Below are 12291 nucleotides of genomic sequence, written 5' to 3'. Positions count from 1 at the left end.
GGACGGGGCGGCCGGTTGCGGCGACAGCGGCGCGGCGGCGGCGGCCTGGGCCTGTTCGGGCGTCTCGCCCGGCCTCGGCGGCAACAGGCCGGCGTGGCGTTGCAGCGCGCCGATCCGCTTGGCGGCTTCCTTCAGCGTCGCCTCGGCGCGTTTGAGCCGGCTTCGCGTGTCCATCAGCAGGATGAAGAGAATGACAATCGCGACAAATGCGAAGAAGCCAGCCAAATGCGATCCCCTAAAATTCGCCGCCTTCTAACAATGGAAAGGTGGAAGATCGACTAACTTGTTGCCGACAGTCGCAAAACCTCGGTGTCCCAACCGTTGCCAAGCCATTTGCCAAGGCCGTATTGCCCGTCTAATACGGCGCTCAGGCATGTTCCCATTCCGTCGCCCCGCCGCACCGCCGCCCGAGCCCGCCTCCCACCCCGTCGGTGTCGGCGGCGTCCCATTGCCCGAAGGCGGCGCCCCGCCCGTCGCCGTCCCGTTATCGCGCCGCCGCAAATGGCTGCGCCGCATGTCTCGCGGCTTCGCGATCGTCGCGCTGCTCTTCATCCTGCTCGTCGGCTGGCTGGCGATCACCGCACCCTTGTCGAAGTCGCTCGAACCGATCGCGCCGCCGCAGCTGACTTTGCTGGCGTCCGACGGCACCCCGATCGCGCGGATGGGGGCGATCGTCGACAAGCCGGTGAAGGCGGCCGACCTCCCCAAACATGTCACCGGCGCTTTCCTCGCGATCGAGGACCGGCGCTTCTACAGCCATTGGGGCGTCGATCCGCGCAGCGTTGCGCGCGCGGTGTGGAGCAATGTCACCGGCGGCGCGACGCAGGGCGGCAGCACGATCACCCAGCAGCTCGCGAAATTCACCTTCCTGACGCCCAAGAAGACGCTCGGCCGCAAGGCACGTGAGGCGCTCATCGCCTTCTGGCTCGAAGCCTGGCTGAGCAAGGACGAGATCCTCGAACGCTATCTGTCGAATGCCTATTTCGGCGACAACACCTATGGGCTGCGCGCCGCGTCGATGCATTATTTCTATCGCCAGCCCGAGAAGCTGACCCCGGCGCAGGCGGCGATGCTCGCGGGGCTGGTGCAGGCGCCGTCGCGCCTCGCGCCGACGAAGAACCCCAAGCTTGCCGAAGCGCGGATGCGGCTCGTGCTTGGCGCGATGGTCGATACCGGCGCCATGGCCGAGGCCGAGGCCAGGGCGATTCGCACACCGCGCATCGACGTCCGCAGCCGCAACACGCTCCCCACCGGAACCTATTTCGCCGACTGGGCGCTGCCCGAAGCGCGCAAGCTCAGCGACGTCGGTTATGCGCGCCAGACGATCACGACGACGCTCGATTCGCGGTTGCAGGCGGCGGCGCGGCGTGCGGTGAACGGGGCGGGGCTCGGCAAGGCGCAGGTCGCACTCGTCGCGATGCGGCCGAATGGCGAGGTCGTCGCGATGGTCGGCGGCCGGGATTATGCCGACTCACCCTTCAACCGCGTCACCCAGGCGCGGCGCCAGCCGGGATCGACCTTCAAACTCTTCGTCTATCTCGCCGCGCTGCGCGACGGCTGGGAACCCGACGACACCATCGCCAACACGCCGATCGAAACCGGATCCTATCGTCCCAAAAATGCCGGCGGCGCCTATTCGGACACGATCAGCCTCGAGGACGCCTTTGCCACGTCGAGCAACGTCGCCGCCGTGCGGCTGTTCAACGCGGTGGGCAGTGAAAAGGTCATCGCGCTCGCCCGCTCGCTCGGCGTGACCTCGCCGCTCGCCGAGGGCGACCCCAGCCTCGCGCTCGGCACGTCGAGCATGACCCTGCTCGAACTCACCGCCGCCTATGCCGGGGTCGCGGCGAACAGCTATCCGGTCGAACCGCACGCGTTCAAGGGCGAAGAGCCGGGCTGGTTCGCCAGCCTGTTCTCGGGCCCCGACAGCTTCGGATCGGACGAGCATGACGCGATCGAGCAATTGCTGCGCGCCGCAGTCAATCGCGGCACCGGCCGCGCGGCGCGGCTGCCGACGGCGAATTTCGGCAAGACCGGCACCAGCCAGGACAATCGCGACGCGCTGTTCGTCGGTTATGCCAACGGCCTCGTCGTCGGGGTGTGGATCGGTAATGACGACAATAGCCCGCTCGCCGGCATCAACGGCGGCGGTCTGCCGGCGCGGATCTGGCGCGATTTCATGGGTGACGCGGCGGGGCGGAAGGCGCGCCCGGCGCCCGCACCCAGCAACCCGCGCGGCCCGGTGCAGCCGCAGGACATTCCCGACATCGGCACCGTGCCGGTCGGCGAGAAGACGCGGATCGGGGTCGAGGGCGGCGATGCGGTCGTGACGACCGAGATCAACGGCACGCGGATCGACCTGCGGCTGCCGATCGACAATCGCCCGCCGGAGACCGCTGCACCCGACCCGCCCTGACGCGAAGGACGCCTAACGCAGCCCCAGCCCGCGCGCGATGATGCCGCGCAGGATTTCGCGGGTGCCGCCGCGCAGCGACCAGCTCGGCGCGTTCCACATCGTCTTTTGCAGCACGGCGGCAAAGCTGCGCGTCGAAGCCGCGTCGGGAACCGCATCGACCAGTGTCCGCGCGATCTCCGGAATCGACTGTTCGTACACCGCGCCCAGATCCTTGACGATCGCGGCATGGACGGTCGGATTGTCGCCGGCCTCGAGCATCGCCGCGACGCCGCGCGACAGGCGGCGCAGCACGACCAGGTGCGACGTCAGCCGCCCGATCGCGAGCAGGCTCGCGTCATCGTCCGCGCCCTGCAGCGCCCCGATCAACTCGATCAGCAGCTGGATCGACGACAGGAAACGCTCGGGTCCCGATCGTTCGAACGCCAGCTCGCTCATCACCTGCGCCCAGCCTTCGCCCTCGGTCCCGATCAGCGCGTCGGCGGGGATCGCGGCATCCTCGAAATGCACCTCGTTGAAATGATGCTTGCCGTCGAGGTCGATGATCGGGCGGATGGTCACGCCCTCGGTGCGGCGCAGGTCGACGAGCAGCTGGCTTGTCCCCGCCTGGCGGTCGGCGGGGGTGCCGCTGGTGCGGCAGAACAGGATCATATAATCGGCGTCGTGCGCACCGGTGGTCCACAGCTTGGTCCCGGTGACGCGCCAGACATCGCCGTCGCGCACCGCGCGGGTGCGCGTTGCGGCGAGATCGGACCCCGACCCCGGCTCGCTCATCCCGATGCAGAACACCGTCTCGCCGCGCGCGACGCCGGGCAGCACGGCGGCCCGCTGCGCCTCGGTGCCATATTTCAGCAGGGTCGGTCCGCTCTGCCGGTCGGCGATCCAGTGCGCGGCGACCGGCGCGCCGGCGGCGAGCGTTTCCTCGACCACGACATAGCGTTCAAAGGCGCTGCGTTCATGCCCGCCATAGGCTTTGGGCCAGGTCATGCCGAGCCAGCCGCGCGCGCCGAGCGCCCGGCTGAAATCGCGGTCGAAGCCGCTCCAGCTGTCGGCGCGTTGCATCGGCGTGCGGCCGGCGATCTGCTGCGCCAGAAATTCGCGCACCTCGCGGCGCAGCGTTTCGGTCGCTTCGGTCTCGACCGGGGCGGGGAAGGACAGGGCGCTCATGCCGCGGTCACCATCGGCCAATATCCGGCGGGCCCGACGGCCATCGCGGCGGCGCCGACCTTGCGCGCCCAAAAGCGATGCCCGCCAAATTCGTCGCGCCAGCGCCACAGCGCGGTGGTGTAACGGTGCAGGGCATGTTCCTCGGTAAAGCCGATCGCTCCGTGCATCTGATGCGCCAGGCCATTGGCGATGCCCACCGCTTCGCCGATCCGTACCCGTGCGACGCCGACGGCGATTTCGGCCTCCCCGGCGGGCCGCGCGAAGGCGGCGGCGGCATGATCGGCGGCGGCGCTTGCGGCGGCGACTTCGCTCGCGAGCTGCGCCAGCGCATGTTGCACCGCCTGGAATTTGGCGAGCGGCCGGCCGAATTGTTCGCGGGTGTTCACATGCTCGATCGTCAGGGCGAGAACGCGGCCGAGCGCGCCCGCGCATTGCAAGGACCGGACGATCGCGCCACCGAGAATCGGGACATCGTCGGCACTCGCGGGGCCGTCGAGCAAGGCTTGGCCGGCGGCGGCGCGGGCGGCGTTCGCGACCATCGTCTCGCCGATCGGCCACGGCACCAGCGCCGCGCCCGCCAGTCGGACGATGGCCAGCGCATCGACCGGATCGAGCCCGAATCCGCCCTGTTCCTCGCCCAGCAGCGCGAGCGGCAGGCCCATCGCCTCGATATCTTGCCAGTCGCAATCGGCCGCGAACAGCTTCGTCGCGGCATCGCGCAGCATCATCGCCTCGTCCATCTCACCCTCGATCCCGGTTTGTTATGGAGGTGGTGCCGGCTACAGGATTCGAACCCGTGGCCCCCTGATTACAAATCAGGTGCTCTACCAACTGAGCTAAGCCGGCGCTGCTTGGCCCTTTGCGTCAAATGATGCCAAAGGTCCAGCCTTCGGTGCGGGCGAGCGCATCATGGAGCGGGGCGGGCGACCAGGGCGCCGGGTCGTGCGCGATCAGGCGCAGCCAGGCGGCGGTCAGCAATGCGTCGCTGGCATGGTCGCTGACCGGGCCGATGTGGTGGACAGGCGGCGACCCGAGCGTCGCCAGCGCGCCATCGAGCGCGCCGCCGTCGCGAATCTTGCTGCGGCCGGCGGGCATCCCCGCAGCGCGGGCGGCGAGGCCGGTGTAGATTTCGACGAGCAGCGGGCCGGCCGCAGGCACCGGATCGAGCGGCCACAGCGGCAGGCGGCCGCGCAGCCGGTGGAGCAGGCGCATGCCGGCGAGGCTCGCCTTGCCGACCTGCGCCGCGCCGACGAGGTTAAAATTGCTGACGCTTGCCGCCTGGCGCGTCGCGCGCTGGTGATGCTCGACGACGCGCAGCCGCCCGGCGCCCGGCTCGAACCGGTCGCCGACGTCGTCGCGGCCATGGCGAAAATGCCGCCGGGCTTGCGGGTGCGCGAGGAAGCCGCCCACCTCAAAATACGGATCGGCGGTGGTCAGGCGCTCGACCAGTGCCCATAGCGCCGGCAGGTCGCCGGGGCTCTCGTCCCATTCGGGAAAATAGGCGCCGCGATCGGCAAAGGCGAAAGCCGCCGAAAAATCGAAACCGATCAGCATGTCGGTCCCGGAGGCGGCAACCCCTTCGAGCCATGCCAATATTTCGGCGCGCGACCAGATGTGGCCCGGCCGGACCAGTCGGGGCGCCGCCGCCCCTCGCGCGACGGCGAGTGCGATCCCGCGCTGGCGTTCGCCGCGCGCGCCCGACCAGTCCATCGCGGCGAAGTGGGAAAAGCGGCTCATATTTGGCCTGTAGCGCGCGCTTGCGGCTTGCACAAAGGGGCGCGGCGTCCCACATGCCGCCCATGCTGATCGAAACCGAATCGACGCCCAATCCCGCGACGCTCAAATTCCTGCCCGGCCAGGCGGTGATGGACGCGGGCACCCGCGACTTTGCCAGCCCCGAAGAGGCCGAGGCTTCGCCGCTCGCGACGGCGCTGTTCGCGCTCGGCGACGTCACCGGGGTGTTTTTCGGCCGCGACTTCGTTTCGGTCACCGCGGCGCCCGGCGTCAGCTGGAGCGACCTCAAGCCCGATGTCCTCGGCATCGTGATGGATCATTTCCTCGGTCAGATGCCGCTGTTCAATCCCGGCTCGGCGGCGGGCATCAGCGTGCCCGGCGAGGATGCGGGGGATTTCGCCGACGATCCGGCGGACGCCGACATCATCGAGCAGATCAAGGAATTGATCGAGACGCGGGTTCGCCCGGCGGTTGCCAACGACGGCGGCGACATCGTCTATCGTGGGTTCGACAAGGGCAATGTCTATCTGAAGATGCAGGGCGCGTGCGCCGGTTGCCCCTCGTCGACCGCGACGCTGAAGAACGGCATCGAATCTTTGCTCAAACATTATGTGCCCGAAGTGACGGCCGTCCACGCCGTCTGACCCACCGACAATCAGGAGAATGATCCGATGAGCGAGCCGCTTTCCGACGCCGCCCTCGACCAGCTGTTTCGCACCGCGCGGACCTATAATGGCTATGTCGACAAACCGGTCAGCGACGAACAGCTGCACGCCATCTGGGACCTGGTGAAATATGGCCCGACCAGCGCCAACGCGCTGCCGGCACGGATCCTGTGGGTGAAGAGCGACGCGGCCAAGGAAAAGCTCGCCGGGCTGGCGTTGCCCTCGAACGCCGACAAGATCCGCAGCGCGCCGGTCACCGCGATCATCGGCATGGACACCGAATTTTACGACCATCTGCCCGAGCTGTTCCCGCACGCCGATGCGAAGAGCTGGTTCAACACCAACCCCGAACTCGCTTATGCGACCGCGTTCCGTAATTCGAGCCTGCAGGGTGCTTATTTCATCCTCGCCGCGCGCGCGCTCGGGCTTGATACGGGGCCGATGTCGGGCTTTGCCAACGACGCCGTCGATGCGGCTTTCTTTGGCGACCAGCCGAATGTGAAGAGCAATTTCATCTCGACCCTCGGTTATGGCGACCCCGCGACCATCTTCGAGCGCAGCCCGCGCCCCGGTTTTGACCGCTTCAATCGCATCGTCTGACGGCCTTCGGCTCGTCATCGACAGCGCCAGCGAGGCCTGCTCGGTCGCGCTGTTCGATGGTGCGCGCCTGCTCGACTTTCGCCACGACCTCATCGGTCGTGGCCATGCCGAACGGCTGGTGCCGCTGATCGCCGAACTGGCGGGCGGCGGACGGGCCGATGCGATTTTTGTCGGTTGCGGCCCGGGCAGTTTCGCCGGGGTGCGCATCGGCGTTGCGGCGGCGCGCGCTTTGTCGATCGGTTGGCGGGCGCCTGCCTTTGGCTTCTCGACCCTCTCGCTCGTCGCGGCCGGAGCGGCGGACGACATCGCGGCCGCCGGTGGCGGTCTCATCGTCGTCGAGGGCGGGCACGGCCAATGGTTCGTCCAGCCTTTTGCCGCCGACCTGACGCCGTGCGCCGATGTCCGGTCGCTTCTGCCCGATGAGGCGGTTCTGCTCGATACCGCGCTCGTCGTCGGCAACCGCGCCGAGGCATTTGTCGCGCGGCGCGGATCTGGGACCGCGCTGGCGATGCTGCCCGACGCTCGCGCGTTCCCGCACCTGCCCGCGACTGCGCTCTTCGCGGACCCCAGCCCCAACTATGGCCGCGCGCCCGACGCCAAGCCGATGGCGACACCGGCATGAGCGAGGATTTCCGCCTCGCCACCGCGCGCGTTGCTGACCTGGCTGCCGTCATGCAGGTGATGGAGGCCGCCTTCGACCCCGCCTATGGCGAGGCGTGGAGCCGGGCCCAGTTGCTCACCCTGTTTGCGCTGCCCTCGGCGCGGGTCTGTCTCGCCTGGGATGGCGAATTTCCCTGCGGTTTTTCGGCGGCGCGGATCGCCGGCCCCGAAAGCGAACTGCTCCTGCTGGCGGTCGATCCGGCCTGGCGCGGGCGCGGCGTCGGTGCGCGGTTGATGGCCGACTGGCAGCGCTGGGCAACCGCCGCAGGGGCCGAGGACTATTTCCTGGAAATGCGCGCCGACAATGATGCCGTTCATCTCTATCAGCGCAGCGGCTTTTCGGAATGCGGTCGGCGCAAGGACTATTATCGGGGCAATGACGGCATGATCCGCGACGCGATCACCATGCGCCGGTCATCGGGAACCGGTATAACTAGGTGACAGAGCTTGCGGAGATGCTGCCAAAATGGCAGTGTCGCCGCCGGATGAAGAAAAGCCTGAATAATAATCATCCGTCTTCTGGGTAACTTGAATAAGGAATCTGTCTCATGTCGGATCAAGCCGATACCAGCGAAATGCTGGTCACCCTGACCGCAGACATTGTCGCGGCCCATGTCAGCAATAATAGCGTAGCGATCTCAGATCTTTCGGTACTTATCAATAACGTCCATGCGGCGCTCTCGGGTCTTGGTACGCAGCCGGTCGTCGAAGAGAAGCTGGTCCCGGCGGTGTCGATCCGCACCTCCGTGAAGCCCGACTTCATCACCTGTCTCGAGGATGGCAAGAAGCTCAAGATGCTGCGCCGCCACCTGATGACCCATTATGGCATGACCCCCGACGATTATCGCGCCAAATGGGGCCTGCCCGCCGACTATCCGATGGTCGCGCCCAACTATGCCGAAAAGCGCCGCGCGCTGGCCAAGGAAATCGGCCTTGGCACCAAGGGCCGCGGTGGCGGTCGCAAGCGCAAGAAGGCCTGATTTTCGGCGCTTTTCAACGCGAGGACACGCATAAGGGCGGCGCCTTCGGGTGTCGCCCTTGTTCTATGCGCGGCGCGTCCTTATACAGTTTGCAACAACAGAACGACACGGCTGCATATTGCAGGAAAGGCCCGCATGTCCGGTACCATCGACCTCGAAGCCCTGTGCCACGAAAAGGGCCTGCGCATCACCGAACAGCGCCGCATCATCGCGCGCGTGATCTCCGATTCGGAAGATCATCCCGATGTCGAAACGCTGTATGAGCGCGCATCGAAGGTCGACAGCGGCATTTCGATCGCCACCGTCTATCGCACCGTTCGCCTGTTCGAAGAGGCCGGCATCCTCGACCGCCATGATTTCGGCGACGGCCGCTCGCGCTACGAAGCCGCGCCCGAGGCGCATCACGATCATCTGATCGACGTCGAGACCGGCCGGGTGATCGAATTCGTCGACCCGGAACTCGAGGCGTTGCAAAAGGTCATCGCCGAACGATTGGGTTTCCGCCTCGTCGACCATCGCATGGAGCTTTATGGTGTCTCCCTCGATCGCAAGCGCGACTAGACCCGCACGGGTCACCTGGCGTTCGATCGTCCGCCTCACCGCGATGGTGCTGGCGCTGCTGTTCCTGATCGTCCCCCATCTTTGCTATCGCGCTGTCGGTCGTCCGTCGCCGATGGTGATGGCCTTCCTCAACGCCGTCGGCTGGATTGCGGGGCTGCGGGTCCGTACCACCGGCACGCGGCTGCGGCGCAACGTGCTGTTCGCGGCGAACCATGTCAGCTGGCTCGATATCCTCGCGCTCGGCGGCGCCGCGCGCTCGGCGTTCGTGTCGAAGGCGGAGGTTGAGGGCGTGCCGCTCGTCGGCTGGCTCGCCGACCAGAACCACACCATCTATGTCCAGCGCGAGGCGAAGCGCGAGATTCACAACCAGGCGACCGACCTGCGCAACGCGCTGGTGCGCGGGCGCCCGGTGACCCTGTTTCCTGAGGGCACGACCGGCCCCGGCGATGGGCTGCTGCCCTTCCGCGCGTCGCTGTTCCAGGCGGTGATCCCGACCCCGCCGAACCTGCAGATCCAGCCGGTTTTTATGGATTATGGAGCGGAATCGAACGATATCGCCTGGCTCGACCCCGAATCCGGTCTCGACAATTTCAAGCGCCTGCTCGCGCGCGCAAAGCCGATCCACCTCACCATTCATTATCTCGATCCGCTGCCCGACAGCGTGACGCATGATCGCAAGGCAATCAGCGAAGCGGCGCGCGCCGCGATCGCGCAGGAAATGGCCGCGACGGCGCGGCCTTCCGCCCACGCCATGCATCGCCTATAGCGCGCCGATGAAATCCGACTCTCCGAAAACTTTCCACATCAAATCCTTCGGCTGCCAGATGAACGTCTATGACGGCGAACGCATGGCCGAAATGCTCGGCGCGCGCGGGATGACAGCTGCTGCCGACGGTGCTGACGCCGACCTCGTCGTGCTCAACACCTGCCACATCCGCGAAAAGGCCGCCGAGAAAGTCTATTCGGACATCGGCCGGTTGAAGCGCAAGGACGGCAGCCGCCCGACGATCGCGGTCGCCGGCTGCGTCGCGCAGGCCGAGGGCGCCGAAATCGCGCGCCGCGCGCCCAGCGTCGACGTCGTCGTCGGGCCGCAGGCCTATCACCGGCTGCCCGACCTGCTCGATCGCGCCGCGCGCGGCGAGAAGGCGGTCGATCTCGACATGCCCGCGATGTCGAAATTCGACGCGCTGCCGAAGCGCGGCGCCGGCCAGCGCCCGACCGCTTTCCTGACCGTGCAGGAAGGCTGCGACAAATTCTGCACCTATTGCGTCGTGCCCTATACGCGCGGGGCCGAGATCAGCCGGCCCTATGTCGACCTGGTCGCCGAGGCGCGCGCACTCGTCGAGGGCGGCGCGCGCGAGATCACCCTGCTCGGGCAGAACGTCAACGCCTGGGACGGCGAGGATGATCGCGGTCGCACCGTCGGCCTCGACGGGCTGATCCGCGACCTCGCCCGCATCGACGGGCTCGAACGCCTCCGCTACACCACCAGCCACCCCAACGACATGACCGACGGGCTGATCGCCGCGCATGGCGAAATTGCCGAGCTCATGCCCTATCTCCACCTGCCGGTGCAGGCGGGCAGCGACCGCATCCTCGCCGCGATGAACCGCAGCCACAGCGTCGATAGCTATTTGCGCGTCATCGAACGGGTCCGCGCCGCGCGCCCCGACATCGCGATCTCGGGCGACTTCATCGTCGGCTTTCCCGGCGAGAGCGAGGAGGATTTCCAGGCGACGCTCGATCTGATCCATCAGACGCGCTACGCGATGGCGTACAGCTTCAAATATTCGCGCCGTCCCGGCACCCCGGCGGCGACGATGGACGACCAGATTTCGGAGGAGGTGATGCACGATCGCCTCCAGCGTTTGCAGGCGCTGCTCAACGAACAGCAGCACGCGTTCAACGCCGCGACGGTCGGCCAGACCACACGCCTGCTGCTCGAACGCAAGGGCAAGCTCGATGGCCAGTTGATCGGCAAGACGCCCTGGTTGCAATCGGCGCATGTCATTGCGCCCGGGCTCGCAATCGGCGACATGGTGGAGGTCGAGATTCTCTCGGCAGGTCCAAATAGTCTGGGCGCCACGATGCGCCAATTGCAGGAGGCTTGATGTCCAAACGCCCGTTGACCGCTACCCCCGCCGAACCCGGCGACCGCGTCCGATTGACGGCCGAATTTGAAAGGACACAGCTGCTGGGGGTGCTGTTCGGCGAATTTGACCGCAACCTCGTCGCGATCGAAAACCGCCTCGGCGTCTATATCTCGGCGCGCGGCAGCCGGGTGCAGATCGAGGGCGAAGCCGAAGCGGCGGCGCGCGCGCGCGACGTGCTCGTCGATCTCTATACCCGCATCGAACAGGGGCAGGACGTCGACGCCGGCATGGTCGACGGCGTGATCGCGATGTCGGCGCAGCCGACGCTCGACGGCATCATCCGCCACGACGCCAATGAAGCGCCGCAGGTGATGATCCGCACCCGCAAGAAGACCATCGTGCCGCGCGCGCCGTCGCAGGTACCCTATATGAAGGCGCTGGCGCGCGACGACATCATCTTCGCGCTCGGCCCGGCGGGCACCGGCAAAACCTATCTCGCGGTGGCGCAGGCGGTGGCGCAGTTGATCACCGGCAGCGTCCAGCGCCTGATCCTGTCGCGCCCCGCGGTCGAAGCGGGCGAAAAGCTCGGTTTCCTGCCCGGCGACATGAAGGAAAAGGTCGATCCCTATCTGCGCCCGCTCTACGACGCGCTCCACGATTGCCTGCCCGCCGAGCAGGTCGAGCGCCGCATCGCGAGCGGCGAGATCGAGATCGCGCCGCTCGCCTTCATGCGCGGGCGGACGCTCGCCGACGCCTTCATCATCCTCGACGAAGCGCAGAACACGACGATCCCGCAGATGAAGATGTTCCTCACGCGCTTCGGCATGAACAGCCGCATGGTGATCTGCGGCGATCCGAAGCAGGTCGACTTGCCGATCCCCGCCAGCTCGGGCCTCGCCGACGCGGTCTCGCGCCTCGAAGGGGTGGAGGGCATCAACGTCAGCTATTTCACCAGCGCCGACGTCGTCCGCCACCCGATCGTCGGGCGCATCGTCGATGCCTATGAGGGGCCGAACGCCTAAGCGGCGCTAGGCCAACCCGTCTCGCGCCCGAACACCGGCCGTTCGTTGGCGCCGGGCGGCACCAGCTTGACGGGCGTCCGCGCCGCACCGATGCGGATCAGCTTCCCACCTTCTTGAACGTCACCGCCCCGGTGTCGGTGGGCGCGATCTCGCGGGTTCCCTTGCGCACCGTCCCGTCGGGCCAGCGCACCTGATAGACGAAGCGGCCCGACAGCGGCCTCGCGACGCCGGTTTCGATCTCGTTCCATTTGCAAGTGAAGCGGTCCCACGGATCGCCGGTCTTGCGCTGGCAGATCCTGAACGCAAAGGCGCTGACCAGCAGCACCTCGCCGCTCGGCGGGTTCGTCTGGATCACGATGCCGCTGGCGCCGCCGCTGCGGACCGCTCCCAGCCTCG

The 12291-nt window shown here is 67.3% G+C and carries 15 protein-coding genes and 1 tRNA gene; 10 read left to right on the top strand and 6 right to left on the bottom strand.

What is annotated here, in order from left to right; genetic code table 11:
* A partial coding sequence (locus ACREB7_RS18935) for a hypothetical protein (protein WP_431593821.1) occupies positions 1 to 225 on the bottom strand: 225 nt, incomplete at its 3' end.
* Between the two features lie 148 nt (positions 226 to 373).
* Here ACREB7_RS18935 and ACREB7_RS18930 point away from each other — a divergent pair.
* A complete protein-coding gene (locus ACREB7_RS18930) occupies positions 374 to 2416 on the top strand; it encodes a transglycosylase domain-containing protein (RefSeq protein WP_431593820.1) in 2043 nt (680 codons plus the stop codon).
* A gap of 12 nt (positions 2417 to 2428) precedes the next feature.
* Here the strand turns inward: ACREB7_RS18930 and ACREB7_RS18925 are convergent, their stop codons facing one another.
* The 4 genes from ACREB7_RS18925 to ACREB7_RS18910 all read right to left on the bottom strand — a co-directional run bounded on the left by ACREB7_RS18925 (position 2429) and on the right by ACREB7_RS18910 (position 5317).
* Positions 2429 to 3580 carry an acyl-CoA dehydrogenase family protein gene (locus ACREB7_RS18925; RefSeq protein WP_431593819.1) on the bottom strand — a complete coding sequence of 384 codons (1152 nt, stop codon included), beginning with the start codon at positions 3578 to 3580 and terminating at the stop codon, positions 2429 to 2431.
* Entirely contained in the window at positions 3577 to 4320 is a 744-nt protein-coding gene (locus tag ACREB7_RS18920) for an acyl-CoA dehydrogenase family protein (protein WP_431593818.1), read from the bottom strand. Before ACREB7_RS18920 ends, ACREB7_RS18925 begins: the two co-directional genes overlap by 4 nt.
* 30 nt (positions 4321 to 4350) lie before the next feature.
* Positions 4351 to 4426, bottom strand: a tRNA-Thr gene (locus ACREB7_RS18915).
* An 18-nt stretch (positions 4427 to 4444) separates the two neighbouring features.
* Positions 4445 to 5317 carry a hypothetical protein gene (locus tag ACREB7_RS18910; RefSeq protein ID WP_431593817.1) on the bottom strand — a complete coding sequence of 291 codons (873 nt, stop codon included), beginning with the start codon at positions 5315 to 5317 and terminating at the stop codon, positions 4445 to 4447.
* 62 nt (positions 5318 to 5379) lie between these two features.
* On the opposite strand from ACREB7_RS18910, the gene ACREB7_RS18905 reads away from it, so the two are divergent.
* The 9 genes from ACREB7_RS18905 (at position 5380) to ACREB7_RS18865 (ending at position 11895) form a co-directional block, all read left to right on the top strand.
* A complete protein-coding gene (locus tag ACREB7_RS18905; protein ID WP_431593822.1) occupies positions 5380 to 5958 on the top strand; it encodes a NifU family protein in 579 nt (192 codons plus the stop codon).
* A 27-nt stretch (positions 5959 to 5985) separates the two neighbouring features.
* The gene (locus ACREB7_RS18900; protein WP_431593816.1) at positions 5986 to 6579 is read left to right on the top strand and encodes a malonic semialdehyde reductase; all 594 of its coding nucleotides are present in this window, start codon (positions 5986 to 5988) and stop codon (positions 6577 to 6579) included.
* Positions 6554 to 7201, top strand: a complete 648-nt coding sequence (gene tsaB / locus ACREB7_RS18895; RefSeq protein WP_431593815.1) for a tRNA (adenosine(37)-N6)-threonylcarbamoyltransferase complex dimerization subunit type 1 TsaB — start codon at positions 6554 to 6556, stop codon at positions 7199 to 7201. Before ACREB7_RS18900 ends, tsaB begins: the two co-directional genes overlap by 26 nt.
* Positions 7198 to 7680, top strand: coding sequence for a GNAT family N-acetyltransferase (locus ACREB7_RS18890; RefSeq protein ID WP_431593814.1), 483 nt, complete (start codon positions 7198 to 7200; stop codon positions 7678 to 7680). The genes tsaB and ACREB7_RS18890 overlap by 4 nt, the downstream gene beginning before the upstream one ends.
* A gap of 107 nt (positions 7681 to 7787) precedes the next feature.
* A complete protein-coding gene (locus ACREB7_RS18885) occupies positions 7788 to 8219 on the top strand; it encodes a MucR family transcriptional regulator (protein ID WP_431593813.1) in 432 nt (143 codons plus the stop codon).
* Positions 8220 to 8354: 135 nt separating this feature from the next.
* Positions 8355 to 8780 (top strand): Fur family transcriptional regulator, encoded by a 426-nt coding sequence (locus ACREB7_RS18880; RefSeq protein ID WP_431593812.1) that lies wholly within the window; start codon positions 8355 to 8357, stop codon positions 8778 to 8780.
* Complete coding sequence (locus tag ACREB7_RS18875) at positions 8752 to 9546, top strand: lysophospholipid acyltransferase family protein (RefSeq protein WP_431593811.1); 795 nt, start codon at positions 8752 to 8754, stop codon at positions 9544 to 9546. The genes ACREB7_RS18880 and ACREB7_RS18875 overlap by 29 nt, the downstream gene beginning before the upstream one ends.
* A gap of 7 nt (positions 9547 to 9553) precedes the next feature.
* A complete protein-coding gene (gene miaB / locus ACREB7_RS18870) occupies positions 9554 to 10891 on the top strand; it encodes a tRNA (N6-isopentenyl adenosine(37)-C2)-methylthiotransferase MiaB (RefSeq protein ID WP_431593810.1) in 1338 nt (445 codons plus the stop codon).
* The gene (locus ACREB7_RS18865) at positions 10891 to 11895 is read left to right on the top strand and encodes a PhoH family protein (RefSeq protein WP_431593809.1); all 1005 of its coding nucleotides are present in this window, start codon (positions 10891 to 10893) and stop codon (positions 11893 to 11895) included. Before miaB ends, ACREB7_RS18865 begins: the two co-directional genes overlap by 1 nt.
* Positions 11896 to 11992: 97 nt before the next feature.
* On the opposite strand, the gene ACREB7_RS18860 is transcribed toward ACREB7_RS18865, so the two are convergent.
* The coding region (locus tag ACREB7_RS18860; protein ID WP_431593808.1) for a hypothetical protein at positions 11993 to 12291 on the bottom strand (299 nt) is incomplete at its 5' end.

Source organism: Sphingopyxis sp. (assembly GCF_050725615.1).
In the GTDB taxonomy this organism is placed as follows: Bacteria; Pseudomonadota; Alphaproteobacteria; order Sphingomonadales; family Sphingomonadaceae; genus Sphingopyxis.
Note: the sequence above shows the minus strand (reverse complement) of the source record. Positions and strands in the feature narration are given on the sequence as shown.